Below are 25,041 nucleotides of genomic sequence, written 5' to 3' on the forward strand. Positions count from 1 at the left end.
CCGCTCCTTGCAAGGACGCGGTTACGCAGGCCGGTCCGGCCTATCCCATTACCACGGTGACGGTGTTTTCGCTGCCCTGGGGCATGACGGGGACCAGGCCGCGCTCGCAGGGCCGGCCGTTGACGGTCACGGACCTCACGCCCTTCTCCACCCCGTCCGGGTTTTGGACGGTGATGCGGTAGGTCGCGCCCCGCCAGACCCGGACGGCCTCAAAGCCGCTCCAGTCCCCGGGGATGCAGGGGTCCACCAGCAGGCCGTCGTACTGGGGCCGAAGGCCCAGGATGTACCGGGTGGCGGCGAAGTAGCTCCACCCGCCCGAGCCGGTCATGAAGGGATGCCGGGCCCGGCCGAAGGCGGTGTGGTCTCTGCCCATGATGAACTGGCAGTAGGAGTAGGGCTCGCTTTGACGGATTTCTATTTTATCATTTTGCCGGGCGGGGCACAAGCTGTCGTAGAACTTCATGGCCCGGCCGCCCCGGCCCAGCATGGCCTCCGCGCACCATGCCCAGGGGTTGGGATGGGAGAAGATGGAGCCGTTCTCCTTCACGCCGGGGTAGACCCGGGTGACGAAGCCGATGGCGTCGTCGGGCACGGTGTAGCTGGGGGCGTTGAGCATGAGGCCGTACTCGGTGTAGAGGTAGTCGTTCACCGCGTCCATGGCGGCCACGCCCTTATCGTAGGGGGCCGCGCCGGAGAGGACGGCCCAGGTGTTGCTCTCCATATGGACCTTGCCCTCGGTATCCGCCTGAGTGCCGATTTTCCTGCCGTCGGCGGTGACGCCCCGGAGGTACCAGCCGCCGTCCCAGAGCTCCCGGTCGCAGACCTTGCCCACCTCGGTGCGCATGGCGCCGTAGTACCCGGCCTCACGCTCCCGGCCCATAAACCGGGCCAGCTCCACGAACTGCCCCAGAGCCCAGTGGTGGAGGAAGGAGACCATGGCGCTCTCGCCCCCGCCCAGATTCAGGCAGTCGTTCCAGTCGGCCCGCAGGCCCTTGCAAATTCCGTGAGCCCCCACCTGGGCGGCGGAGAAGTCCAGAATTTTGGTCATGTGCTCCCAAACCGTGCCCTCGCCGCCGTCGGCGTAGCCCACGGTCTCGTCCAGAAGGGAGAATTCGCCGGTCTCCTTCACGTACTCGGTGATGGCGGCGATGAGCCACAGCGCGTCGTCCGCGCAGGCGTCCTCAATGCCGTGGACGATGTCGTCCCGGGAGCGGGTGGGGATGACGGTGGGGGACTTGTAGGGGGGCGCGGCCTTTTTCGGCTCGAACCAGGCGGGGTCGAAGAGGTGGAGGCCGTAGCCCTTGGCGGTGAGGCCCTGGAGGAGCTGCATGATGCGCTTTTTGCAGCCCCCGGGGTTGGAGTGGGGGATGGTCATGGCGTCCTGGGCGGTGTCCCGGTAGCCCAGGCCCGTCCGCCCCCCCACCTCGATGAAGGAGGCGAAGCGGGAGAACATGACGTTCACCTCGCTCTGGTAGAGGGTCCAGGTGTTGAGCATGGTGTCCATATCCGCGTTGGGGGTGCGGACCTGGAGTTTACATAATTTTTCGTTCCAGAAGGCGGCAAGGTCCGCGAAGGCGGCGTCCACCGCGGCGAAGTCGCTGTACTTGCTCCGCACCCGGCGGCCCTCGTCCCGGTCCCCCTCGCCCAGCATCCAGACAAGGCGCGCGGACTCGCCGGGGGCCAGGGTCAGCTTCTTCTGGAGGACGGCGCAGTGGTTACTGCCCTTCTCAAAGGAGCCGAAGCATTCGCCCCGCTCCACCGCCAGGGGGTTGGTCTCGGTGCGGTAGGGGCCGAGGAACGTGTCCCGGAGGCAGTCAAAGCCGTCGGGGGTGAAGGAGGCGGCTATGTACTGGTGGGCGTGCTCGTAGAAGAGGTCGTAGTCGATGATGCCGTCCTCGTAGTCGCTGCCCGCGCAGTAGAGGGACATCTGGAAGTTCTGGTTGTCGATGGGAATCTGATGGAACGAAAACTCCGCGTAGGAATAAAGGCTGAGATTGCGCTTTGTATTCGTCCGGTTGGCCAGCTTCACGTCCCAGAGCTCCACGTTCTCCCCCCGGGGGATGAAGAGGGTCTGGCTGGCGTCCACGCCGCCCCGGGCGCACTCGTACACCGAGTAGCTGAGGCCGTGGCGGCACTTGTAGTCCGCCAGGTCCCCGCCGCAGGGCTGCCAGGAGAGGGACCAGAACTCGCCGGTGTCGTCGTCCCTTAAGTAGACATAATGTCCGGGGCGGTCCATGGGCGCGCCGTTGGGGCGGAAGCGGGTGATGCGGTGGTACTCGGGGGATTTGTAGAAGAGATACCCCCCGGCGGTGTGGTTCACCACGGCGCAGAGGTCCTCCACGCCGAGGTAGTTGGTCCAGGAGACCGGCACGTCCACCCGGTCGATGACGTACTCCCGGCGTTCGTTGTCGAAATGGCCGTACTGCATAGGCGCAACGCCCCCATCTTGTTCTAGGTTACACCTCTATTATACCGCCTGAAAAATAGGTGAACAGGGCTGGGAGTGCGTAATTTTGACTTTGGTTGTCAGGTGCGAAAAAGCGCCCCCGCCCAGGCGGGGGGGGGCGGGGGGGGGGCGGCGGCACGTCAAGGGCGCCGCGGCCTGCGGGGGGACAGGGGGGAAGGCGGGCGTTTCGTGAACCGCCCCTGCGGGATGTACGCAGAGGCCGCCACACCTGCCGCAACATGCGCCGCCACGGCGCCGGCCATTGCCCAAGAGGGCGTGGACAGCTACGCCTGTGCGGGAACCGCGGCGAGATGGGCGTCGCGTACCCGCCGGTGGCACTCGGCCAGCACGGGGATGAGGGCCTCCATCTGTCCGTCCTTTCCTGCGTTCTCCCGGAGCTTCTGCTCGGTGAGCTGGGCCTGAATGACCAGGCTGTAGTAGAGCTGGGCGTCCACGGCGTCCTGGGCGCACACGCGGGCCAGCAGGCCGGAGAGCCGCACATATTTGGCGGTGAGCTGCTCGGAGGCAGTATGCCGGGTGAAGGGCGCCAGCAGGCGGCAGAACAGGAAGACGATGAGGGCTCCCAGCAGAATGTAGAGCACCCTCAGGCCGAACATGGCCGACACCGCCCCCCAGCCGAAGGTGGTCAGGAAGACTGCGCCGCCCAGCGCGCCGACGGTGGAGCAGGCGTAGGTCTGGGCGTAGTCGGAGAAGAAACCGGTGAGAAAGCCGGAGAACATCATGAAGAAGGTGCGCACCCCCGCGGCGGGGAAGAGGGAGTAGACGACCACCGAGACCGCGCCGCCCGCCAGGGTGCCCAGAACCCGCTTCCAGGTCTTGGTCCCGATATCGTCGGCGTAGGGGAGGGAGAGGGAGGCCACGGTGAAGAGAATCCACTTTCCGTGGGTCACGCCCAGCAGCTGCACCAGCAGCGTGCCCACCGCCAGGAGAACGGCGGTGCGGATGGCGTAAGTCACCCGGACGGAGCTCACGTCCATGGCGGCCTTCACCCGGATCCAGAGGGACAGGCCGGTAGGCCGGTAATTGCGGCGGCGCTCCCGGTCGGCCATGTGGCCCAGGCGGGCGCGGAGGTAGTCCGCCGCCTCCCGCAGCTCGGGCGGCGCGTCAGCGCCCCAGTCGGGGGCGGGGAGGTCCGGGCGCAGGCGGAGAACAAAGTCCCGGCAGTCGTCCAGCCAGGGTCCCAGCCGGGATAGAAAGGCCGCCTGGGCGGGGCTGGGGTCTCCCGGCAGCGCGCGGACCAGCAGTATGAGATGCTCCAGGGTCCGGGCCGCGTCCACCAGGGCGAAGCCCGCGTCTGAGATGCGAAGGGCCTTCCTCCGCCGCTCGTAGACCGCCCGGCTGACGACGCACACGCTCTCCCGGACCAGGGCCAGGTCGGGGTCGCCGCCCGTCCCGGTGAGGCGGAAATCCACGGCCCGCCGGGCCTGCTCCAGCATGGCGGTCAGGCGGTCGTGGGCCGTCTCCGTCACCCGGGTGCGGTTGCTGTAAAACTGGTAGAGGATGGTGCACACCGCCCCCGCCAGCGCGCCCAGCATCCGGCGGGGAAGCTGCTCTGCCGTGACGGGGGAGATGAAGAGAAAGAAGAGGTAGGAGAGGATGTAGGGGAAGTACATGCTGCTGGAGTACTCATAGGTATAGGCGTAGAGAATGATGAGCAGCGTAGCCAGATTCAGCGGCAGGGCCGCCCAGGGCTGAAGACTCTGCACCAGGAAGGCGGAGACGACCATCAGCTCCAGAATCACGGTCTGAACGCAAAGGTGCTTGACCGGCGTGGCGGTCATGTCCCGCACGGTGGAGGCGGGCATGAGAATGGTGAGCGAAACGGCAAGAATGCTGTTCTCCGGGCCGAAGACGGCCTGGAAGACGTTGATAAAGACGATGATGAAGATAAAGTTGAGGACATTGTGCAGAAATTTTTGCCGGACAGTCTTTTTAATGCGGTTCCATGTGTTTTGCAGCGTCATTTTCATTGCTCCTTTGCGTTAAAGTATACCATGGGCGGAAAAGAGCAATCAAGAACGTGGACTTTGTGAACTTTTTGTGAACGATGGCCGGGCGCAGAAAATCCCCGCCCGGCGAACCGGGCGGGGATCGCGGGAAGCGGAGCTCAGAGCAGGTATCGGAAGGGCTGGAAGAGGACGGAGGTGATGGGGAAAAGGCTGTGCTTCCAGTCGCCGTTGTCCCAGGGGATGAGTCCGGGCTTCTCGACGTAAGTGCTCTCGTCGGCCGCCTGCAGGCTGTCGGACTCCATGTCCGCCAGATAGTCCTCCAGCATGGCGTTGAACGCCTCGCCGTGGAAGACCAGCATCATCTCGGTGTCGATGTAGGTGGAGCGCATATCCAGGTTGTAGGAGCCCACCAGGGCCAGGTCGTTGTCGATGAGCACAGACTTGCCGTGGGAGGAGTAGTCGCCGAACCACTCCCATACCGTCACACCGGTGGAGAGGACTCTGCCCTTGTTGTGGATATAGTCGGAGGAGGCCATAAAATTATCCCCCACACCGGTGGAGTCGACCTGCATCTCAAAGGGGATACCCTTGGCCGCCACCCGGCCCAGGCCCGCGTACATGGGTTCGTTGCAGACGGCGTAGGGCGTCTGCAGATACACCCGCTCATCGGCGTTCTCCATCAACTGCTGAACCTGCCACCAGACCCAGGGCTCCTTGGAGAGGATGTCGATGGGGTTGTGGATGAAGGTGACCTTCTCCAGCGGCACGGTGAGAGCCTCGTAGTCCACCCCATCGCGGGAGAAGAGCGCCGGCTTGGCGGCGGCCATGGCGGCGTAGCGCGCCTCCAGCTCGGCGGCGGCTTTATCCGTGCTCCCGGGGAGGAGGGGCTGGGCGTCCAGATGGGTTTTGGTATGCCTGTCGGTCCAGACGGTGTGGAAGTAATCCTCCACCTGGAACAAGACGCTGTTCCCGCTCTCCGCCGTGCCTGCGGCGGTATTGTAGAGCAGAACCTCCAGGTCGTGGCTCTTCTTCTCCGGGGGCAGATAGTCGCCCAGAAACTTGTCGAAGGTGTTCCGCCCGCCGATGAGGAGCAGCCGGTCGTCCACAATGACGTACTTGTCGTGCATCCGGCCGTTGAAGGTCCAGGGCATGAGGAGGCTGGGCGTGTTGTAGTAGCGGATTTCCACATTTTCAAGCCGCCCCAGGGCACGGAACACCGGGCTGGGGGACATGCTCACCAGGCCGTTCATGCCATCGGAGAGAATTTGAATGTCCACGCCCCGCCCCGCCGCGGCCAGCAGGGCCGCGGCGATGTCCCGGCCGCTCTCGCAGTCCCGGATGTCAAAGTTGGCGAATACGATTCGCTCCCGGGATTCATTGATCATGCGGATGCGCAGGTCCAGAGCGTCCACATTGTCCTCCACCAGCACAGCCCGGTCCACCGAGCCGCCGCCATAAAAGGAGCTGAGGTCAAAGGCGGACTGAAAGTCCTCGCTTACCGTCGGATGGACGGCGAAGGGGGCCAGGGCGCCGATGAGGAGGTAGAGGAGGACGGCCAGAAGGGCGAGGAGAACAACGGGCCAGCGCTTTCTCTTTCGCAGCGGTTTCGCCTTGGCAGGCGCGGCGGCGCTCACAGCAGCACGACCCCCGCTTCCTGACAGGCCGTGATGGTCTCGTCATCCCACACGGAGGCCTGCACCTCCCCGATATGGGCCTTGCCGAGCAAAAGCATGCACAGCCTCGACTGGCCGATGCCGCCGCCGATGGTCAGGGGGAGTTTGCCCTCCAGCAGCAGCTTGTGGAAGGGGAGCTCCCGCCGGTCGTCGCATCCCGCCGCGGTGAGCTGGCGGTCCAGGGACTCGGGGGAGACCCGGATGCCCATGGAGGAAAGCTCAATAGCGTGGCCCAGCACCTCGTTCCAGAGGAGCAGATCGCCGTTGAGGGCCCAGTCGTCATAGTCGGGGGCCCGGCCGTCGTGGGGAGCGCCGGACCTGAGCGGACCGCCAATGCCCATGAGGAAGGTGGTGGGATGCTCCTTCACCCACGCGTCCTCCCGCTCCTTGGCGGTCAAGTCCGGCCAGCGGTCCTCCAGCTCCTGGGCGGAGACGAAGGAGACCTCCCCGTCCACCAGGGGCAGGGCGGTGAGCTGGGGAAACATGGAGCGCAGGGTGGTCTGGGTCTGCACCAGGCAGTCCACGATGGCCGTGACGGTGGCCTTCAAATAGTCCTCAGTCCGGTCCCGGGGGGCGATGACCTTCTCCCAGTCCCACTGGTCCACGTAGACCGAGTGGAGGTTGTCGGGCTGCTCATCCCGGCGGATGGCGTTCATATCGGTGTAGAGCCCCTCGCCCACGGAGAACTGGTAGCGGTAGAGGGCCATACGCTTCCACTTGGCCAGGGAGTGGACCACCTGGGCGTCCCGACCGGCGGCGGGGATGTCGAAGGAGACGGCCCGCTCCACGCCGCTCAGGTCGTCGTTCAGTCCAGTGGACGCCTCCACGAAGAGAGGGGCGGACACCCTTCGCAGATGGAGCGCACCGCCCAGCGTGTCCTCAAAGAGGCGCTTCAGGAGAGCGATGGCCTTCTGGGTGTCGTAGAGATTCAGGCAGGGGGCGTACCCCTGGGGAATATAGGTCTTATCCATTATGTAAGGCTCCTTACTCTGTTCTACTCAAAAAGATATTACATTATATAACGGAAAAGACCGAAAATCAAGGCGGGCGCGCAGCGCCACGCCTGAGAAAAGCACGCAGCTCAGATTTTCATTTGAAAGCTGACAGACTGCTGTCATATTTTATATGCTAGACTGGACTCAATGAAAGAAGGAGGTGCCCCATGCGGGAGTATGAGGACAAAGAGGCGCTCATCGGGGAGATTGAAAAGACGGCGGCGCTGTTTCTACAGGAATTTGACGATGTGTCCGATGCGGACGGCGACCTGAGGCTTGAGGGTGTGGACAAAACGCCCCGGGAGATGCTCGCCTACCAGCTTGGTTGGATGGAGCTGATCCGCGGCTGGGACAGGGACGAGGCGGCGGGGAAAACGGTCGTCACCCCCGCGCCGGGATACAAGTGGAATCAGATGGGGGCGCTCTATGGGCAGTTCTATTCCCAATACGGCGCACAGTCTCTGACGGAGCTCGGGCGGATGTTTTCCAAAGCGTCTGCGGACATGGTGGAATGGCTCTGCTGCTTTACCGACGAGGAGCTGTTTGTATCGGGCGGGCGGAAATGGGCGCAGTCCACCCCGTCCGGCTGGCCGGTATGGAAGTGGGTCCACATGAACACCGCCGCGCCCTTCAAGACGTTTCGAAGTAAAGCGAGAAAGTGGAAAAAGCTGCGGGCGGCTCTGCACGCGTAAGCCCGCGACCCGTTTCAGGCTGTCAATAAGCCCTCCGCAGACGACGCAGTCAAATAAAATTTCGTCTTTTTCGGGGATATGGGCCTCAGAAATGATATTTCTCATGACGGCCGGGGCGACTTTTTTCCAAAAAATTGAGCCCCGGCCGTCATGCGGCCTTCTGTCAAAGAAGCCCCACGGGACTTCTTTGACAAGCTGAAACGGGGGCGGCCCTCAGGGCCGCCCCCGTTTGTCATACCGGTATCTTCAGGACGTCTCCCGGGTAGATGAGGTTGGGATTGGAGATGCCGTTGAGCTCCGCCAGGGCGCTCACGGTGGTGCCGTACCGCTGGGCGATGCCCCAGAGGGTGTCGCCGGGGCGGACGGTGTAGAGGGCGTACCCCACGGGGATGACGAAGCGCTGGCCGGGGTAGATGAGGTTGGGGTTTTCAATGCCGTTGGCCTCCACGATGGCCTCCACCGTCACGCCGTACCGCACCGCGATGGCCCAGAGGGTGTCCCCGGGCTGGACGGTGTAGACGACCTGGGGCCGCCGCTCCTCCTCGGTGAGGAGCACCCCCTCGGTGAAGCGGTCGCGGTCCACGTAGCCTGTGATGCCGGGCACCTCGCCCCGGTCGGTGTACTGCCAGCCGGTCCAGGACGCCCAGTTTTCGTACACCCGGGGGGAGTCCACCTCCCAGTCGGCCACCCAGAGGGGGTAGCGGGCCACCGCGTCGTCCATCAGATGGTTGGCGGCGTCGCTGTCGCAGTAGATCATGGGCGTTACGCCGGTCAGAGTCTCCAGTTCCTCCAGGAAGGCCAGGGCCACCGCGCCGGCCTGGGCCGGGCTCAGGCCGCTGAGCTCGAAGTCCAGGGCCGGGCGGCAGTCGTAGGAGAGGCCGTCGATGAGTCCGGCGAAGAAGCGGGCCTGCTCCCGGGCGCCGTCCTCGGTGACGGCGGTGAGGTAGTGGTAGAAGCCCAGGTGGAGCCCTGCGTCCAGGGCCCCCCGGTAGTGGGCGCGGAAGTAGTCGTCCACGCCGTCGTAGCCGTAGCTGGCGCGGATATAGACGGTGCGGACGCCGCCGGAGCGGGCGGCGGGGAAGTCGACGGAGCCCTGGAAGACGCTCACGTCCACTCCCGCCGTCTGGTTGTCCGACACGGGAGTCAGGGCCAGGGCGGCGGGCAGCAGCCCCGTCAGCAGCACCAGTGCCAACCCCAGGGCGATGAGTTTTTTGCGCAAGAAAAATCACACCTTTTATTTAGAATTGGATAGCTCCAATCCATTCTATGACCGGCAGCTGCGTCCCGCCCGCCGGTTGGCCCGCTTTTTCGCGCCGCCCGCTTGCCATTTGGCCCGGAAACGAGTATAATACCCCCAAATGCTGTGTGTCTGGAGGATGACCCATGGAAAAAATCAAAATGACAACGCCGCTGGTGGAGCTGGACGGCGACGAGATGACCCGCATCCTGTGGGCGGACATCAAGTCCGTCCTGCTGGAGCCCTACATTGACCTGAAGACCGTCTACTTCGACCTGGGCCTGCCCGAGCGGGAGAAAACCGCCGACCAGGTGACGGTGGACAGCGCCAACGCCATCAAGGAGTACGGCGTGGGCGTCAAGTGCGCCACCATCACACCCAACGCCCAGCGGGTGGAGGAGTACCAGCTCACAGAGATGTGGAAGTCCCCCAACGGCACCATCCGGGCCATCCTGGACGGCACGGTCTTCCGGGCCCCCATCATGGTCAAGGGCATCTCCCCGGTGGTGAAGAACTGGAAGGAGCCCATCACCATCGCCCGCCACGCCTACGGGGACGTGTACCGCTGCGTGGAGTACCGGGTCCCCGGCCCCGGCGTGGCCGAGCTGGTCTTCTCCGGCAAGGGCGGCACCGACTTCCGCCAGACCATCTTCGACTTCGACGGCGCGGGCGTCATCCAGGGCCAGTACAACAAGGACGAGTCCATCTCCTCCTTCGCCCGCTCCTGCTTCCAGTTCGCCATCGACACCAGGCAGGACCTGTGGTTTTCCACCAAGGACACCATCTCCAAGAAGTACGACCACACCTTCAAGGACATCTTCGCCGATATCTACGAGGCCGAGTACAGGCATAAGTTCGAGTCCCTGGGCATCACCTACTTCTATACCCTCATCGACGACGCGGTGGCCCGCGTCATCCGGAGCAAGGGCGGCTTCATCTGGGCCTGCAAGAACTACGACGGCGACGTGATGAGCGACATGGTGAGCACCGCCTTCGGCTCCCTCGCCATGATGACCTCCGTGCTGGTCTCCCCCGACGGGAAGTACGAGTACGAGGCCGCCCACGGCACCGTCACCCAGCACTACTACCGCTACCTCCAGGGGGAGAACCCCTCCACCAACCCCATGGCCACTATCTTCGCCTGGACCGGGGCCCTCGCCAAGCGGGGCGAGCTGGACGGCAACGCTGCCCTCACCGAATTTGCCCACAAGCTGGAGCAGGCCTCCGTCGCCACCATTGAGAGCGGTGTGATGACCAAGGACCTGGCCGGCCTCTGGGAGGGCGAGCTGCCCGCCACCGCCGTGGACAGCGGCGTCTTCCTCCAGTCTATCAAGATCAACCTGGAGAAGCTGCTGGAGGCCTGAGTGGCGGAGGCGTTCGTAACAAAGCGGCTGCTGCGGCCATATCTCCGGAAGGATAACTGAAAAAAACGGGAGGCGTCCGCCTCCCGTTTTTGTATGGTTTCGGCCCTGAAGGGGCATACTTTTCCCATCCAACAAATGGGAGGGTCAGACCATGTCCGTTTCCTTTGACAAAAGTGAGACCAGAGTAAACCTGATGCGGGCCTTTGCCGGCGAGAGCCAGGCCCGCAACCGCTACACCTTCGCCGCCGGGCTCGCCAAGAAAAAGAACCTCCAGGTTATCCAGGGGGTGTTTACCTTTACCGCCAGCCAGGAGGAGCAGCACGCCAAGGTGTACTACAATCTGCTGGAGAAGCTCTCCGGCCAGACCATCGGCATCGACGGCACCTACCCCGTGGATATCTTCCCCGATATCCTCCAGCACCTCCGGGCCGCCCAGCACAACGAGTACCAGGAGTGGGACCACGACTACCGCCACTTTGCCGAGGTGGCCAAGGGCGAGGGCTTTGAGGAGATCTCCCACACCTTCTCCTCCATCGCCGACATTGAGAAGACCCACGGTGACCGCTTCGGCCGCTTTGCAGACCTGCTGGAGCAGGGCAAGCTCTTCGTCAGCGATGTGGAGTGCAAGTGGATGTGCCTCAACTGCGGCCAGATCATCGACGCAACTATGGCGCCCGCCATGTGCCCGGTGTGCAAGCATCCCCAGGGCTTCTTTGTCCGCTGGGAGATGGCCCCCTTCGAGTAAGCGAAATCAAAAAACCCGCCCGGCGGCTGCCGGGCGGGTTTTTTTAATTCCGGCCCCTTGCCGTACATGAGCTGGGAGATCGGCGGGGGCCCGCCGCTGCAGCCTAATCCCTCTGCGTTGAGGTCTTCTCCAGCGTGTCCTGCGCACACATCTCCCGGAGGGCCTTGAGCCAGGGGAACTCGGCGGCATTCTCCACGCCGTAGGTCAGGTTGAGGTCGTACTCCAGGGGCGTCCAGGTGTCCAGCGGGGCCTCATTGTGCTGGATGACGGCCTCCAGCTTGTCCAGGGTCTTGTAGACCCTGGCCTCCCTGGTCTCCAGGGCGTCCATCTCGGCGAAGAGGGCGCTCAGCTCCCCACGCAGCGGATCGGGCAGGGGAGAGAGCATTCCGGCTACAGCCCGCACCTCGGTGTCCTCGTCAGCCTGCGTCTTGCTGAAGGCGGGAATATCCCCGGTCACCGCCTCGCCGAAGTCGTGGATAAGGCACATCCGCAGCACCTTGTCCATGTCCACGTCCTCCAGCTCATCCCTCAGGAGCAAAGCCATCATACCCAGCCGCCAGGAGTGGGCCGCCACCGTCTCATGCCGCCCGGTGGAGGTCCAGGAGTGGCGGGTGTTGCACTTGAGCTTCTCCAGTTGGCTTAAAAAATTCAGAAATATCCGCTGGTCCATCATCCCACGCTCCCCAATGCTGTTTTCCACATTGTACGCCCTTCGGGTGGAAAAGACAAGGGCTGAAAAAACGGACGGCTCCCCAGAGGGAGCCGTCCGGTGGGGAACATGGCTACGGCCTGACCCGTTCCCGGTCGGGGTGTTCGCCGGACCAGCCCGCGCGGGGCATGGCGTCCAGGGCGGCCATGTCCTCCTCTGCAAGGGAGAAGGAAAACAGGTCCAGATTCTGGGCCATTCGATCAGGGTTGGCCGACTTGGGCAGGGGGAGGACCCCCTTCTGAAGGGCGAAGCGGAGGCAGATCTGAGCCACCGATACGCCGTACCGCCCGGCCATCTCCGTGAGCAATGGGTCCGAGAGGAGCCGCGCCCGGCCGATGGGACTCCAGGCCTCCACCTGGATGCCGTGGGCGGCGCAGTAGTCCAAAGTCGCCTGCTGGGTGTACCCGGGGTGAAACTCAATCTGGTCCACCATAGGGGCCACGCTGGCCGACGCGAGGAGGGGCTCCAGATGGCTGGGCAGAAAGTTGGAGACACCGATAGCCTTCACCCGCCCCGCCTCGTAGAGGTCCTCCAGGGCCCTCCAGGTGTCCAAATCCAGGGCGGCCCAGTCGCTGCGCTCCAGGTCCGGCCTGGGCCAGTGGATGAGGTAGAGGTCCAGATAGTCGGTGCCCAGCCGGGCCAGGCTGGCGTCGAAAGCCCGAAGGGCGTTGTCATAGCCCATCTCAGTTTTCCACACCTTGGAGGTGAGGAAGAATTCTCCCCGGGGCAGTCCGCACTCCGCCAGAGCCCGGCCCAGGGCGCGCTCCGTGCCGTAAAAGGAGGCGGTGTCGAAGTGGCGGTAGCCGCAGTCCACGGCGGCGCTGAGAACGGCCGCGTCCTCCCCGTCGGCGGCCTTATAGGTGCCGAAGCCCACGGCGGGAATTTTTTGGCCGTTGGACAGGCGGAAGGTATCGTTCATATGGCGCACCCCTTTCGGTTACGAGGGGATACTACCACAGGCGAAGAAAAAAATCAACCGGCCTTGGGCTGAAGAAAGGTGAGCCGGGCGGGTGCCTCCAGGGCTGCGGGGACATGCCGCGCCTGCTTTTTTCCGCGGGTGATGAGGGGGAAGAGACGCAGCAGCTCGGCCACGGCGCAGACCTTGTCCATGCAGCTCACCACGAGGGACTCCCAGCGGTGGTAGAACTTGGTGGGCGTGGCGGGCCACATATGGGTGGCGATAATATCCCGCTCCGTGTCGGTGAGCGCAAAGAGGGCCTCGGCGTTCTCCAGAGCGTACCGGGGGTGGTTCTCCATGTGATCCAGGAAGCTGTGGATGCTGTGATCCTGCCAGTTGTAGAGGAAGAGGTCGTGGAGCAGTCCGCCCCGGGCCGCCGCCCGGGCGTCCAGGCCCAGGACGGAGCAGACGCGGAAGCTGGTGTAAGCCACCAGGCTGGCATGGTCGTAGGTGCTCACGCCCTCGGCATGCTGGGGGAGGAACCGCATGGACTGCACCGCGCCGCTGCGCTCCAGGTCGGCCACGCAGGCCTCGTATTCGGATTTATATTGAAAGTTCCACATATTGAAAACTCCTTGTCCTTTAAGGTTGTCTCTATGGTATCCTATAAATCCGAAGACGAGCTTTCCCCCTGATTATGATTTTATTAAGAGAGTGGGAAGAAGAACTTAACGGGGCTGAGCTCAGTATAGCAGAACGGGGTGTCCCGCGCTGCCGGGGTCGGGTATGGATTTGGTAAAATTCCGGCGGTGCCCAAGATGAGCTGCTCTCCGGCAAAATCCCGCCCAACACTTCCAAAGCAAAAAACCTCCGCAGAGAAAGCCTTGCAGAGCTGCGTCGTCCGCGGACGACGCGATCAAATGAATCTCCGTCGTGCGGCTTGCAGTCAAAGAAGCCCCGTGGGGCTTCTTTGACTGCAGAAACCCGGACCGTGCGTCGGCACGGTCCGGGTTTCTGCAAACGGTTTAAAAATCCTGTACGACCTTGGTGCGGATGACCGGGTCGCGGCTCCAGGCGCCCATGATGTAGATGGTGTTCATGGAATTGGCGCGTGCGTCCACGTAAGAGGAGGTCAGGGGCTGCACATCGCCGAAGCCGGGGAGGAAGTAGTTGGCCAGGATGATGGGCAGCTCCTCCAGGGTCTGGATATCGGAGTAGACGGGGGAGAGCATATAGGGGGTCTGGGCCACATAGAAGCCGTAGTCACCGGGTCGGGCCTGCTTGAATGCGGTGACCTCCCGGTAGCGCACATCGGAGAAGACTACCCGGCCGTCGTTGAGGATCACATCCAGGGCGGGGCTGTTGTATACCAGGTTTACGGCGCGGATGCAGGCGCGGTTGCGGGGGCGGTTCTGACAGGGGATGTCGGACACACGCACCAGCTCCAGACCGTTGGTGCCCCGGACAATGGCCAGGGTAATGATCTCGTTGACGGCAAAGGGGACGGACTGGCGGTAGAGGACGATGCGGGGGTTCTGGGCGCTGGTGATGGTGACGGTGCGGAAGCCGTCCCGGACCCGGTAGTAGGACCCCACATCGCCATACCCCAGGTTATCGGCCACCACCCGGCCGCCGATGAGCACCCGCATGGGGTCGAAATCGGTGACGGCGTTCAGGAAGCGGACCGTGCAGTACCCGCTGACCGGGTAGACGGGGCCGGGGGCCACGGGCGGGTTGCCGGGACCGGCAATGGGGGGGACGGGGAAGACGGGGCCCTCCACCGGAGGATTCTCCCCGCCGGCGATGGGGGGCACGGGGAAGACGGGGCCCTCCACCGGAGGATTTTCCTCACCGGCGATGGGGGGTACGGGATAATCGGGCGCGGGCTGCTGGTCGTCGGGCACGACGGGGGGCAGGGGGACCACCGGGTAATCCTCCGGCGGAGGGGTGGCGGGCTGGTCCGCCGCACGGCTGAACATGCCTCGCATGGAGGGCATCTCGTAATTTTCCATAGATGTAGGAGCGCTCCTTTCAGCTTTGATGCACTCCATTCTATGCAGGGGGGCGAAGCAATGGGATTATCCGAATAACCCGAGGTGTTCCAGCAGAATTTTGACGCCCATGAGGATGAGGACAAGACCGCCGAAGAGCTCCGCCCGGGCGCGGTATCTTGCCCCGAAGACGCTGCCCGCCTTCACGCCCGCAGCGGAGAGGGCAAGCGTGGTGCAGCCGATGAAGAGAACGGCGGGGAGAATGGCCACCCGGAGAAAGGCAAAGGTGACGCCCACGGCCAGGGCGTCGATGCTGGTGGCCACGGCCAGGGGGAGCATGGCCTTCGCCGCAAAGGAGCCGTCGGCACAGTCCTCCTCGCTCCGGGACTCCCGCACCATGTTGCCGCCGATGAGACACAGCAGGAAAAAGGCGATCCAGTGGTCGACGGTGGTGATAAGACTCTGGAAGCCGGTGCCCAGCAGCCAGCCCGCCAGGGGCATCAGGGCCTGGAAGCCGCCGAACCACAGCCCCGCCGTCAGCATCTGCTTCCAGTTGGTCCGGCCCGCCGAGAGACCCTTACAGATGGAGACGGCAAAGGCGTCCATTGAGAGGCCCACCGCGATGATAAACAGTTCCCACAGACTCATTTTTCAAACATCCTCCTCATTTTGGTGCAAATGGGGACAAAAAAAGAGACCTATCTGTCCCCTCGACAGATAAGTCTCGTCATTGAAAGCGAAACCAGGGGCAAATCCCCAGTATGTTGGCTCCGCTACGCGTAACCGCGCCGACTACTCCCTTATTTCTACTTATCCTAACATTTCCTGAGGTAGCTGTCAAGGCGAAAGAGTGGCATTTTCGGCAGAAACATGGTAAACTATGTGAAAACACGGCGGAAAGGAATCAAATGATGAAAACAACGCCCAAATCATCTCAAAGCACCGTTTTTCAGGTGGAAAGCCCGGACACTCTGCTGAATTTCCTCCTGGAGCATGTGAAAAACAAGTCCCGCAACACGGTAAAGGGCTTTCTGAGCAAGAGACAGGTCAAGGTGGGGAGCAAAACCGTCACCGCATTCGATTACGCCCTCAAGCCGGGACAGACCGTGACCATCCTGCCCCCGGCGGACCAGCGGGCCCCCAAGCTGCCCTTCCCCGTGATCTATGAGGACGCGGACCTCATCGTCATCGACAAGCCCGCCGGGCTTCTCACCGTCGCCACCGACCGGGAGCGGGACAAGACAGCCTACCGCATCCTCACCGACTACCTGGCCGGGCCGGGTAAGGAGAAACCCCTCTTTATCGTCCACCGGCTGGACCGGGATACCTCCGGCGTGGTCCTCTTCGCCAAGAACCAGGAGATGAAGGAGGCCCTTCAAGGGGACTGGGAGGACCTGGTGGACCGCCGGGTCTATCTGGCGGCGGTGGAGGGGCGTCCCCCCGAGGAGAGGGGGACGGTGAAGTCCTTCCTGCGGGAGACCTCCACCCACCTGGTGTACTCCGGCGCGCCGGGGAACGGGGCCAGGGAGGCCGTGACCCACTACGAGGTGCTGGCCCGGGGGACGGGGTGCACCCTGCTCAGTGTGGCTCTGGACACAGGGCGGAAGAACCAGATTCGCGTCCACATGCAGGATCTGGGCTGCCCGGTGCTGGGGGACAAGAAGTACGGCGGCAGGGCGGGAGACATGGGGCGGCTGGGCCTCCACGCCCGGGAGCTGGCGATTACCGACCCCAGAACGGGAAAGCAGGCGGTCTATACTGCGCCCGCGCCCAAGGAGTTTCGCAAGCTGTTCCCCGAGGCGCTGGGGTAGGGGGCTGGCCGGCCCGCAATGGCGCAGGCGCGTCATTGCCTCAGGTGGTAGTAGAACAGGTACTGCTGAATTACGCCCAGAAAGCCGCGGTAGCGGTCGTAGGGGAAGCCGGCGGGGTAGCGCTCCGCCAAAATCTGCTTGATGTGGGTATCCGAGGGAAAGGCGTCCAGGCGGTGCAGGCCGAAGAGCAGGATGCAGTCGGCCACCTTCCGGCCGATGCCGCAGAAGGACATGAGGGCGGTGACCGCCTCCTCGTCATCGGAGCAGTCCAGGACCTCCCGCAACTCGTCCAGACCGCCGCCGGCGAGCTCTGCGGAGAGGGCGGACAGGTATTTGGCCCGGTAGCCCAGCCCCAGGGCCTCCAGCTCCCCGGCTGCGGCGCAGGAGATGTCGTCTGGGGAGGGGAAGGCAAGCCCGTCCCCGAAGCGCCGGCGCAGAAGGTCCATGCTCCGGGTGATGCGGGCGATGTTGTTGTTCTGGGAGATGAGGAAGCCCACCATGACCTCCCACAGGTCCTGCCGCAGAATGCGGATGCCGCCGCCGAAGGCCGCCGCGGCGGTGAGGCAGGGGTCGGCGGGGTCGATGGCGGAGATGTACGCGCCGTAGTCGGCGGAGAGATCGAAATAGTCGTGCCAGACGGTGCGAAACGCCTCCTCGGTACAGGAGAAGGTGAAGCGGTCGCCCTCCTGGGCGCACTCCAGCACCCGGCCCAGGGCGTGTATGCGCCAGCCGCCGCCGGGCAGGGGCGTCCAGGTGAAGCACTGGCCCGAGGCGGCGATTTGGTTTAAATCCATATGGGATTGGATGAGAGTGAACATTCGCGCTCTCCTTTCTCGACAAAATGTCGAGGGTATTATAGCACAAAACGCCCCGGATTTGTGCTATAATACCCTCAGACTCTAAGGGAAAAAGAGGGAACAGACCATGCACAACGAACTGACCAGAAAGGATCTTCAGCTCATGCAGGAGGAGCTGGACTATCGCCGGATTACCCTGCGGCCCAAGCTGCTGGAGTCGGTCAAGGAGGCCAGGGGCTTCGGAGACCTGAGCGAGAATTTTGAGTACAAGGCCGCCAAGCAGGAAAAAAACCGCAACGAGAGCCGGATTCGATTCCTGGAAAACATGATCCGCACCGCCCGGGTCATTCCGGAAAAGCCCGCCGGGGACGGCGTGGGCCTCTATGACAAGGTGACCGTGTATATCGAGGATGAGGACGAGGTGGAGACCTACCAGGTGGTCACCACCATGCGGCAGGACGCCCTCCACGGCCGCATCAGCAAGGAGTCCCCCATGGGCAAGGCCCTGCTGGGGCGGAAGCTGGACGAGCGGTTCTACGTCCAGGTGAACGAGAGGTACGGATACTATGCCGTGGTGGAATCCATCGAGCGGGGGCAGGACGACGGCTCCGCGCCGCTGAGAGGGTTCTAAGCAGGACCGACGGAAAGAAACCCCGCGGCATACCATAATAAAACGGTATGCCGCGGGGTTTCTTTACAGATTGAAGCTGGGGGGCTGGCTTTTCGCCGGATCAAAGCTCTGTCCGCCGGGACGGGAGAGATCAAAATAGATTCTGGCGTCCACCGTAGTGCCCCAGTCCTTCTGGGAGCCGCTGTCCTGAATGCGGTTAAACGCCTCGCGGAACATCGTATTGTGTGCCTCCTCCCGGTTCAGAAGGAAATCAATGGTCTCACGGACACCTTTGTCGTCAATCTGCCGGTAGAGGTTCTGATACACCACCTTGGCGCGCTGTTCCGCCGCAATATCGGAGAGAATGTCGGCCGCCGCGTCGCCTGTCTCGTTGACGTAGGCCGCCGTCCACAGATAACCGCTGGCATTTGCCAGCATGGGGGTCAGACCGGTCAGCACGTGGGCTTCCACGTTGCCCACGGTGGCGTGCATGGCGTCCGGGTCGTGGCCGTTCAGCATGTTAATCGTTGCCGCGACCATCTCCAGATGGCAAAGCTCCTCAGCCGCCACGTCTAAAAACAAATCCTTGATCTCCGGGTCTTTGATACGAAAGCTCTGGGACAGGTACTGCAGCGCGCTCTTCAGCTCCCCCTGGGGACCGCCCAGCTGCTCCTGAAGCAAAGCCGCATAATTGGGGTTGGGCCGGTCTACCCGGACAGGCTGAAGATAGGCTTTTTCGTGCTTAAACATCTCCGCACCTCCTGCAAAAATGGTATGGGATCGCGCTGAACACAGTTTTTGCAGATAGGGGTCCATTATGCGAAAAGGCCCGGCACTGCCGGCGTGGTAGAGCCTGGAATTTTAAAAAACAGAGGGCGGTTTTCCTCCGGATAAGCTGTTCCGCGGCAGCAGGGCAGATTCCGCGCCGTGGTGGACAGGCCGGGGGGAAGATGGTAGAATGACTGCAAATGAGGGGGCGTTTTGATGAGAGCTTTAAAACTTGCCGCCGGGGCGCTGACTCTGGCGGTTCTGCTCGCCGCCTGCGGCCCCGCCGCCGGTCCGGCGCCCACGCAGGTCCCCACACCCAGCGCCGCGCCCACGCACACGCCCATGACGGACGAGGCGGTCTTTGCCGGGCTGATGGCCGAGGTGGAGGCGCGTAACCGCGGCATAGACGCCCCGAGCGGGGACCTGGAGCGTTTCAAGTACGACTTTGAGGAGGGCGGCCCCCTGCTCACCGCGAAGGAGTGGGAAGAGCGGTATCTGCGGGCTCCGGAGCAGTCCCCTGCGGTCCTCTCCCGGGAGGATGCCGGGGCCGAGGCGGACTACCTTTTCCGCCTCCTTCGGACCTACTACGGCCTCTACACCTGGTTTGGCGGTGACGAGGCCTTCGGCGCGGCGGAGGAAGAGGTCCTGGCCGGCCTGGAGGGCCGGGAGGAGATCCCGCTGGAGGAGTACCGGGGGCTTCTGCTGCAAAGCCTGGATTTTATCAACGACGGGCATTTTGTTCTGGGCGCCAGCCGGCTTGTGAAGCGGCTGACCCTCTTCTGCGACGAGTCCCTGCTCTTCGAGCGCCGGGACGGCGGCGTTTACCTGGAGGGGCGGCGGCTGGCGGCCGTGGACGGCGGGGACCCGGCGGAATACCTGAAGCGGGCCGTCGGACCGGAGGGGGAGCTGACCTGGAAGCTGTATGTGCCGGGGCCCGACGATACGTCGCGCAGCGCCGTCCTGGCCTTCTCGGACGGGACGGAGACCGTGGAGCTGCCCCGGGTCAAGGATACAGACTACTCCATCGGCAAGGGCAGCGGTCCCTTCCTAATGGAGAAGCGGAACGGGAGGCTGTATATCCAGATGGATCGAATGGCCTTCAGCCCGGAGGACGGCGTTTCGCAGGCGCTGCTGATACCGGGGGACGAGAAGGCCAAGGCTGACTTTATCGCCTCTGCGGAGACGGCGATGGGCTACTCCACCGCTGTGGTGAACCTGGTGCGCAATCCCGGCGGAAACGGGGACCTGCCGATACAGTGGTTCAGGGCCCTGACGGGAGCGGAGCCGGAGCCCAATTACTGCACGCTGGGCCTGGACTCCTTCGGATGGGGAGCGCGTGGAGGCGAGAAGCAGGAGGGGATCTACCGGGTCAGGCGGCCGGAGCCCCAGTACCTGGAGCGGGAGGACGGACCCTTCCTCATCGTTCTCACCTCTGGCGCCACTGCCTCGGCTGGGGAGGGGTTCACCGATCTTACCCACAACCTGAGCCGAACGCTGGTGGTAGGTTCCAATACCGGCGGCTGCCTCACGGGCTCCCAGACCTGGTTTGACGAGCGCCTGCCCTGGTCGGGCCTGAAACTGGCCTGGGGAATGAACCTCTTTTACTGGCCGGCGGACTACTTCCGGGAGGGGGTTGGCCTGGAGCCCGATGTGTACCTCACGGGCATGGACCAGGGCCGGCGGCTGGTCAAGTTTTTGGATCGCTATCTCCCGGAGGACTAAACCCGCCGCCGCTGGGAGTGCCGGAGGCACGCACCTGAAAAAACGTCCGGGGACATCTGTCCCCGGACGTTTTTTCAGGTGGAGGAAAGACAGGCGTTATCCTGCGCGCCTGCAGTCTGCCTGCCAGAGGCGGAGCAGAGATTCACAGCCCATGCGGGCGAGCTTCTTGATATTCTCCTCCGAGTGGGAGAGCTGGGCCTGGGGGTCGAAGGCGTCCGCACCGTCGGAGACGTGGAGGAGGTTGTCCAGACAGACGGCCACACCCCCGGCCCGGAGGCCCCAGAGCCGGGCCAGCACCAGGACGATGCTGGCCTCCATCTCCGCGCCGTACACGTTCATACGCCGCAGGTCCTCGAAGAGATGGGCCCAGGAGGAGTTCCAGTAGCCGTTGAAGGAGGAGCCGGGGGCCGGATGGCCGGCGAAAAAGGTGTCCGACGAGCGGGTTGCCCCCACGTGGAAGGGAAGGCCCAGCGCCCGCGCCGCATCCACGCATGCATTGATGACCTCATAGTGGGCTGCGGCGGGAAACTCCGGCGGGGCATAGAGCCTGGACGTGCCGTCATACCGGCAGGCGGAGTCGAAGACAATCAGGTCGCCGTTGTGGATGAAGTCCTGAAAGGTGCCGCAGGTGCCGATGCGCAGAAAGGTGCGGGCGCCCACCCTGGCCAGCTCCTCCATGGCGATGGCGGTGGAGGGGCAGCCCATGCCGGTGCTGGTGCAGCTGATGGGCATTCCCCTGTAGACGCCGGTATAGGTGACGTGCTCCCGGTTATCGGCCACGGGATGAGCTTCGTCCCAGAAGCCTGCCACCACGCTGACCCGCTTGGGGTCGCCCGGCAGCAGGACGTAGGGGGCGATGTCCCCTTCACGGAGCTTGGTGTGATACTGCATACTGCCCTCCCTATGTGCGGCCCGCCTCCGTCCGCCGCCGGAACAGGGCGCGGACGGAGGGGAGCTGCTTGATGGTGACGGTCATGATGATGATGCCCATGAGGATGGAGGCCATGGAGCGGGGGACGCCGCCCAGCATCTCAAGCTGGGTGGAGCCGCTGGTCATGGCGCCCATGAAGAGGGCGGCCAGGGGCACGGCCAGCGGGTTGTTGCCGCTGAGCAGGGCCACGGTGATGCCGTCAAAGCCCAGACCGGAGGTGAAGTTCACCACAAAGCGGCCGTGGACGCCCAGAATTTCCAGCGCGCCGCAGAGACCGGCCAGACCGCCGCTGATCGCCATGATCTGGAGCTGCCGGCGTTTCACCTTCACACCGGAGAACTGGGCGAAGCGGTCGTTGCTGCCCACCAGCCTGGTCTCAAAGCCGGAGACCGTGTGCCGCGTCCAGAGGTAGACCAGAACCACGGCGGCCAGGCTGATGAGGAGGGCGGCGGTCACCTGGCTGCCCTGGATGAGGGGGGTGAGGTGGGCCTGCTGGGCGATGTTGGCGGTGGCCTTGCTGTCCGACGCGGTGCCGGGGACGTAGAAGGGGTACATGACCAGATACTCGGTGAAGAGCTTGGCCACGTAGTTGAGCATCAGGGTGATGACCACCTCGCTGGCGCCGAAGCGGATCTTGATCCACCCGGCCAGCATGGCCCAGGCGGCCCCGGCGGCCACGGCGGCAAGCGCGGCGAGGAGAATGAGCAGGGGGCCGGGCAGGCTGGTGAACGTGAAGCCCACCCAGGCCGCCGCGAAGGCGCCCATATAGAGCTGGCCGTCGATACCCAGGTTAAACACGCCGCCCCGGAAGCCTATGGCGGCGGCCAGCCCCGTGAGCAGCAGAGGGCTGGTCCAGCGGAGGGTGCGGGCGAAGTTCCACTTGCCGGCAAAGGCGCCGGTGAAGAGGGTCTCGTACACCTGGCCCACATTCTTCCCCAGACAGAGGAGAATGACGGCGTTGAGCAGGAAGGCTGCCGCGATAATGGCGAGCAGCCGCAGCAGGTTTTTCAGGACGGCGCGGACGCCGCCGCGCTTATCAGGCCTCATGGCGCGCCTCCTCCCCCAAGCCGAACATATAGCGGCCCAGCAGGGCCTCGCTGGCGTCCTCCCGGTCCAGCACCCCGGAGGCCCTGCCGTTGAAGAGCACGAGAATGCGGTCGCTCAGGGCCAGAATCTCATCCAGGTCGGCGGAGACCAGCAGCACCGCGCCGCCCGCCGCCCGGATATCCAGGAGCTGCTGGTGGATGTACTCGCTGGCGCCGATGTCCACGCCCCGGGTGGGCTGGCAGGCGATGACGGCCCTGGGGGATCTGGAGAGCTCCCGGGCGACGATGATCTTCTGCATGTTGCCCCCGGAGAGGTTGCCGGCGCGCTCCTGCTCGTCCGGGGTCTTGATGCCGAAGCGCCCGATGGCATCCCGGCTCCACTGGGCGGCCTTCCGCCAGCGGATGAGGCCCCGGTTCCCGATGGGCGGCACGTCGTGGGTGCCCACCACCAGGTTTTCCATAATGTTCAGCTCCAGGGCCAGGCCCTCCCGCATCCGGTCCTGGGGGATGTGGGCCAGGCCCAGGTCCATCCGCTGCCGGACTCCGGCCCGGGCCACGTCCCCGCCGAAGAGGGTTATGCCGCCGGACTGGACGGGGCGCACGCCGATGAGGGCCTCGGTGAGCTCGGTCTGGCCGTTTCCCTCCACGCCGGCGATCCCCAGGATCTCGCCCCGACGGAGCTGGAAGGAGAGACGGTCCACCGCCGCGGCCCGGCTGTCGCCCGCCACGCAGAGCTCCGAAACCTCCAGGGCGGTCTCCGCCGCCTGGAGGGGGGCCTTCTTCAGCTCGGCCACGTCCCGGCCGATCATCATCCGGGCCACCTCGGCGGGGGTGACTTCGGCGGTGCGCACCGTCCCCACGGTCCGGCCGGAGCGCAGGGCGGTGATGCGGTCGGAAATCTCCATGATCTCCCGGAGCCGGTGGGAGATGAAGATGATGGTGTGCCCGTTCTCCCTGAGCCTGCGGATGGTGCGGAACAGCTCGTCGGTCTCCTGGGGGGTCAGGGTGGCGGTGGGCTCGTCCAGCACGATGATCTTGGCGCCCCGATAGAGGGACTTCATGATCTCCACCCGCTGCATCTGCCCTACGGAGAGGTCACGTATACGGGTTTCCAGGGGGACGGGCAGCTCAAAGAGGGTCTGGAAAGCCTCCAGCTCCCGGGCCAAATCCGCGTTCTTCCAGGCAAATTTTCCCCGGGGCGGCCAGCCCACGGCGATGTTCTCCGCCACCGTCATGGACGGCGCGAGCATGAAGTGCTGGTGTACCATGCCGATACCGCGCTCAATGGCGTCCTGGGGGGATTTGAGGTGGAGCCGCTCACCGCGGAAGAAAATCTCGCCCTCGTCCGGCTGGAGCAGCCCGTATAGAATGTTCATCAGCGTGGACTTCCCCGCGCCGTTCTCCCCAACCAGGGCGTGGACCTCCCCGGCCTCGATCTGGAGGTTCACGTCCTGGTTGGCGACCACGCTGCCAAAACGCTTGGTGATGTTTTTCAGTTCCAGTTCGTATGACACGCCGCATACCTCACTTCCGCCCGGGGCGCTGTGGCTCTTACTGGGTGACCTTTTCGACGACCAGGGTGCCGTCCGCGATCTGGCCCTCAATCTCCGCCACCTTGTCCCAAATCTCATCCAGCCTGCCCTTCAGGGCCTCGTCAGTGCAGTTCTCCGCCAGGGAGGTGTTCTTGGTGGTGGCGATGCCGCCGTTGGCGTAATTGGCCGCGCCCACGCCGGCGGAGAAGGTGCCGTCCACCAGCTTGCTGATCTGGTCGTACACCGCCGCGCCGAAGCCCAGGGCGGTGTCCATGAGTACGTTGCCCGGCGCCAGGGAGGAGTGATCGCTGGCGTCGCCGATGATATAGTTCCCGGTCTCCTTGGCGGCCTCAATGATGCCCAGGGTGACCTTTCCCGCGTCGCCGATGATAACGTCCACGCCCTTGCCGTAGAGGCTCAGGGCGATCTCCTTACCCTTGGCGGGATCGTCGAAGGTACCGGCGTTGATCTGTTCCACGGCGGCGGCGGAATTCACGGATTGGGCCCCCTCCACCAGGGCATGGTAGTTGGCGCGGATGGTGTTGTCCTCGCCGCCGATGATGTGACCGATCTGCCCGCTCTCAGAGACAAGGGCGGCGGCCACGCCGCAGACGTAGTTGGCCTCCCAGCAGGCAAAGTCCACGGAGACCACGTTGTCCAGGCCGTAATCCTCGGCGCTGTAGATATGGACGAACTTGACATCGGGGAAGTCGGCGGCCACCTTGCGTACAGCCTCGGTCATGCCGGGGAAGGAGGCGACCACCATGTCGCAGCCGTTCTGGGCGAAATTGCGCAGGCTCTCCTCGTACTGCTCGGGCTGGAGGGCCTCATAGGTGGTGGACTCGATGCCGAAGTCCTCCACCGCGCGCTTCATGGCGTTGTTCATGTCGTCCGCCGGGCCGCTGTCGCCCAGGCTCTGAGTGAGAACCAGCGCAACCTTCAGCGCGCCGCCGCCGGCGTCGGGGCTCTGGGCGGGGGAGCTGCCGGAGGGAGCGTCCGGCCCGCAGCCGGACAGGAGACCGAGCGCCAGCGTCAGTGCCAGCGCGAGAGCAGCGAATTTCTGAGCAGTGCGTTTCATTTGTTTCTTCCCCTTTCGTATGTCGG

General features: G+C 64.2%; 22 protein-coding genes. 6 read left to right on the forward strand and 16 right to left on the reverse strand.

The window, feature by feature from the left end:
* Positions 1-40: 40 nt before the first annotated feature.
* The 4 genes from H8S62_RS10405 to asnA form a co-directional block, all read right to left on the reverse strand.
* Positions 41-2,428 carry a glycoside hydrolase family 94 protein gene (locus H8S62_RS10405; protein WP_186919223.1) on the reverse strand — a complete coding sequence of 796 codons (2,388 nt, stop codon included), beginning with the start codon at positions 2,426-2,428 and terminating at the stop codon, positions 41-43.
* 302 nt (positions 2,429-2,730) lie between these two features.
* Positions 2,731-4,431, reverse strand: coding sequence for an FUSC family protein (locus tag H8S62_RS10410; RefSeq protein WP_186919225.1), 1,701 nt, complete (start codon positions 4,429-4,431; stop codon positions 2,731-2,733).
* Between the two features lie 143 nt (positions 4,432-4,574).
* Positions 4,575-6,050 carry a phospholipase D-like domain-containing protein gene (locus H8S62_RS10415; protein WP_186919227.1) on the reverse strand — a complete coding sequence of 492 codons (1,476 nt, stop codon included), beginning with the start codon at positions 6,048-6,050 and terminating at the stop codon, positions 4,575-4,577.
* Entirely contained in the window at positions 6,047-7,060 is a 1,014-nt protein-coding gene (gene asnA, locus H8S62_RS10420) for an aspartate--ammonia ligase (RefSeq protein ID WP_155149000.1), read from the reverse strand. Before asnA ends, H8S62_RS10415 begins: the two co-directional genes overlap by 4 nt.
* Positions 7,061-7,251: 191 nt before the next feature.
* On the opposite strand from asnA, the gene H8S62_RS10425 reads away from it, so the two are divergent.
* The gene (locus tag H8S62_RS10425; protein ID WP_186919229.1) at positions 7,252-7,776 is read left to right on the forward strand and encodes a ClbS/DfsB family four-helix bundle protein; all 525 of its coding nucleotides are present in this window, start codon (positions 7,252-7,254) and stop codon (positions 7,774-7,776) included.
* Between the two features lie 232 nt (positions 7,777-8,008).
* Here the strand turns inward: H8S62_RS10425 and H8S62_RS10430 are convergent, their stop codons facing one another.
* Positions 8,009-8,995, reverse strand: a complete 987-nt coding sequence (locus H8S62_RS10430) for a LysM peptidoglycan-binding domain-containing protein (protein ID WP_186919231.1) — start codon at positions 8,993-8,995, stop codon at positions 8,009-8,011.
* Between the two features lie 164 nt (positions 8,996-9,159).
* Here H8S62_RS10430 and H8S62_RS10435 point away from each other — a divergent pair, with 164 nt between their 5' ends.
* A complete protein-coding gene (locus tag H8S62_RS10435; RefSeq protein ID WP_155148993.1) occupies positions 9,160-10,377 on the forward strand; it encodes an NADP-dependent isocitrate dehydrogenase in 1,218 nt (405 codons plus the stop codon).
* 151 nt (positions 10,378-10,528) lie between these two features.
* Positions 10,529-11,122, forward strand: coding sequence for a rubrerythrin (gene rbr / locus H8S62_RS10440; RefSeq protein WP_186919232.1), 594 nt, complete (start codon positions 10,529-10,531; stop codon positions 11,120-11,122).
* Between the two features lie 103 nt (positions 11,123-11,225).
* Here the strand turns inward: rbr and H8S62_RS10445 are convergent, their stop codons facing one another.
* The 5 genes from H8S62_RS10445 to H8S62_RS10465 form a co-directional block, all read right to left on the reverse strand.
* Positions 11,226-11,792 (reverse strand): HD domain-containing protein, encoded by a 567-nt coding sequence (locus H8S62_RS10445; RefSeq protein ID WP_186919322.1) that lies wholly within the window; start codon positions 11,790-11,792, stop codon positions 11,226-11,228.
* A gap of 112 nt (positions 11,793-11,904) precedes the next feature.
* Positions 11,905-12,750, reverse strand: a complete 846-nt coding sequence (locus H8S62_RS10450; RefSeq protein ID WP_155148990.1) for an aldo/keto reductase — start codon at positions 12,748-12,750, stop codon at positions 11,905-11,907.
* A 53-nt stretch (positions 12,751-12,803) separates the two neighbouring features.
* Complete coding sequence (locus H8S62_RS10455) at positions 12,804-13,352, reverse strand: HD domain-containing protein (protein WP_186919234.1); 549 nt, start codon at positions 13,350-13,352, stop codon at positions 12,804-12,806.
* Between the two features lie 402 nt (positions 13,353-13,754).
* A complete protein-coding gene (locus H8S62_RS10460) occupies positions 13,755-14,741 on the reverse strand; it encodes a DUF4397 domain-containing protein (RefSeq protein WP_186919236.1) in 987 nt (328 codons plus the stop codon).
* Positions 14,742-14,807: 66 nt separating this feature from the next.
* Positions 14,808-15,368, reverse strand: coding sequence for a manganese efflux pump MntP (locus H8S62_RS10465; RefSeq protein ID WP_186919238.1), 561 nt, complete (start codon positions 15,366-15,368; stop codon positions 14,808-14,810).
* 260 nt (positions 15,369-15,628) lie between these two features.
* On the opposite strand from H8S62_RS10465, the gene H8S62_RS10470 reads away from it, so the two are divergent.
* Complete coding sequence (locus tag H8S62_RS10470; RefSeq protein WP_243255578.1) at positions 15,629-16,531, forward strand: RluA family pseudouridine synthase; 903 nt, start codon at positions 15,629-15,631, stop codon at positions 16,529-16,531.
* A gap of 32 nt (positions 16,532-16,563) precedes the next feature.
* Here H8S62_RS10470 and H8S62_RS10475 read toward each other — a convergent pair whose 3' ends face one another.
* Entirely contained in the window at positions 16,564-17,349 is a 786-nt protein-coding gene (locus tag H8S62_RS10475; RefSeq protein ID WP_155148981.1) for a DNA-3-methyladenine glycosylase family protein, read from the reverse strand.
* Positions 17,350-17,455: 106 nt separating this feature from the next.
* Between H8S62_RS10475 and H8S62_RS10480 the strand changes: the two genes are divergently transcribed.
* Entirely contained in the window at positions 17,456-17,959 is a 504-nt protein-coding gene (locus tag H8S62_RS10480; RefSeq protein ID WP_155148979.1) for a GreA/GreB family elongation factor, read from the forward strand.
* Positions 17,960-18,022: 63 nt separating this feature from the next.
* Here the strand turns inward: H8S62_RS10480 and H8S62_RS10485 are convergent, their stop codons facing one another.
* Positions 18,023-18,688, reverse strand: coding sequence for a manganese catalase family protein (locus H8S62_RS10485; protein WP_186919240.1), 666 nt, complete (start codon positions 18,686-18,688; stop codon positions 18,023-18,025).
* A 234-nt stretch (positions 18,689-18,922) separates the two neighbouring features.
* Between H8S62_RS10485 and H8S62_RS10490 the strand changes: the two genes are divergently transcribed.
* Positions 18,923-20,428 (forward strand): S41 family peptidase, encoded by a 1,506-nt coding sequence (locus H8S62_RS10490; RefSeq protein WP_186919241.1) that lies wholly within the window; start codon positions 18,923-18,925, stop codon positions 20,426-20,428.
* 96 nt (positions 20,429-20,524) lie between these two features.
* Here the strand turns inward: H8S62_RS10490 and H8S62_RS10495 are convergent, their stop codons facing one another.
* Genes H8S62_RS10495 through H8S62_RS10510 form a run of 4 tightly spaced genes read right to left on the reverse strand, consistent with a single transcriptional unit; the run spans position 20,525 to position 25,015 of the window.
* Positions 20,525-21,319, reverse strand: coding sequence for a nucleoside phosphorylase (locus H8S62_RS10495; protein WP_186919242.1), 795 nt, complete (start codon positions 21,317-21,319; stop codon positions 20,525-20,527).
* Positions 21,320-21,329: 10 nt separating this feature from the next.
* Positions 21,330-22,406: an ABC transporter permease gene (locus H8S62_RS10500; protein WP_186919244.1), complete on the reverse strand. Its 1,077-nt coding sequence runs from the start codon at positions 22,404-22,406 to the stop codon at positions 21,330-21,332.
* Entirely contained in the window at positions 22,396-23,919 is a 1,524-nt protein-coding gene (locus H8S62_RS10505) for an ATP-binding cassette domain-containing protein (RefSeq protein ID WP_186919245.1), read from the reverse strand. Before H8S62_RS10505 ends, H8S62_RS10500 begins: the two co-directional genes overlap by 11 nt.
* Positions 23,920-23,956: 37 nt before the next feature.
* On the reverse strand, positions 23,957-25,015 hold the full coding sequence (locus H8S62_RS10510) for a BMP family lipoprotein (RefSeq protein ID WP_186919247.1): 1,059 nt from the start codon (positions 25,013-25,015) through the stop codon (positions 23,957-23,959).
* Between the last annotated feature and the right edge of the window lie 26 nt (positions 25,016-25,041).

This window comes from Lawsonibacter faecis, assembly GCF_014287675.1.
Lineage (GTDB): Bacteria > Bacillota > Clostridia > Oscillospirales > Oscillospiraceae > Pseudoflavonifractor > Pseudoflavonifractor faecis.

Excerpts from the sequence above, each read along its gene's own strand:
- H8S62_RS10405 (WP_186919223.1), bottom strand. The coding sequence starts at position 2,428 with ATGCAGTACGGCCATTTCGACAACGAACGCCGGGAGTACGTCATCGAC.
- H8S62_RS10410 (WP_186919225.1), bottom strand. The coding sequence starts at position 4,431 with ATGACGCTGCAAAACACATGGAACCGCATTAAAAAGACTGTCCGGCAA.
- asnA (WP_155149000.1), bottom strand. The coding sequence starts at position 7,060 with ATGGATAAGACCTATATTCCCCAGGGGTACGCCCCCTGCCTGAATCTC.
- H8S62_RS10425 (WP_186919229.1), top strand. The coding sequence starts at position 7,252 with ATGCGGGAGTATGAGGACAAAGAGGCGCTCATCGGGGAGATTGAAAAG.
- H8S62_RS10435 (WP_155148993.1), top strand. The coding sequence starts at position 9,160 with ATGGAAAAAATCAAAATGACAACGCCGCTGGTGGAGCTGGACGGCGAC.
- rbr (WP_186919232.1), top strand. The coding sequence starts at position 10,529 with ATGTCCGTTTCCTTTGACAAAAGTGAGACCAGAGTAAACCTGATGCGG.
- H8S62_RS10445 (WP_186919322.1), bottom strand. The coding sequence starts at position 11,792 with ATGGACCAGCGGATATTTCTGAATTTTTTAAGCCAACTGGAGAAGCTC.
- H8S62_RS10450 (WP_155148990.1), bottom strand. The coding sequence starts at position 12,750 with ATGAACGATACCTTCCGCCTGTCCAACGGCCAAAAAATTCCCGCCGTG.
- H8S62_RS10455 (WP_186919234.1), bottom strand. The coding sequence starts at position 13,352 with ATGTGGAACTTTCAATATAAATCCGAATACGAGGCCTGCGTGGCCGAC.
- H8S62_RS10460 (WP_186919236.1), bottom strand. The coding sequence starts at position 14,741 with ATGGAAAATTACGAGATGCCCTCCATGCGAGGCATGTTCAGCCGTGCG.
- H8S62_RS10465 (WP_186919238.1), bottom strand. The coding sequence starts at position 15,368 with ATGAGTCTGTGGGAACTGTTTATCATCGCGGTGGGCCTCTCAATGGAC.
- H8S62_RS10470 (WP_243255578.1), top strand. The coding sequence starts at position 15,629 with ATGATGAAAACAACGCCCAAATCATCTCAAAGCACCGTTTTTCAGGTG.
- H8S62_RS10475 (WP_155148981.1), bottom strand. The coding sequence starts at position 17,349 with ATGTTCACTCTCATCCAATCCCATATGGATTTAAACCAAATCGCCGCC.
- H8S62_RS10480 (WP_155148979.1), top strand. The coding sequence starts at position 17,456 with ATGCACAACGAACTGACCAGAAAGGATCTTCAGCTCATGCAGGAGGAG.
- H8S62_RS10485 (WP_186919240.1), bottom strand. The coding sequence starts at position 18,688 with ATGTTTAAGCACGAAAAAGCCTATCTTCAGCCTGTCCGGGTAGACCGG.
- H8S62_RS10490 (WP_186919241.1), top strand. The coding sequence starts at position 18,923 with ATGAGAGCTTTAAAACTTGCCGCCGGGGCGCTGACTCTGGCGGTTCTG.
- H8S62_RS10495 (WP_186919242.1), bottom strand. The coding sequence starts at position 21,319 with ATGCAGTATCACACCAAGCTCCGTGAAGGGGACATCGCCCCCTACGTC.
- H8S62_RS10500 (WP_186919244.1), bottom strand. The coding sequence starts at position 22,406 with ATGAGGCCTGATAAGCGCGGCGGCGTCCGCGCCGTCCTGAAAAACCTG.
- H8S62_RS10510 (WP_186919247.1), bottom strand. The coding sequence starts at position 25,015 with ATGAAACGCACTGCTCAGAAATTCGCTGCTCTCGCGCTGGCACTGACG.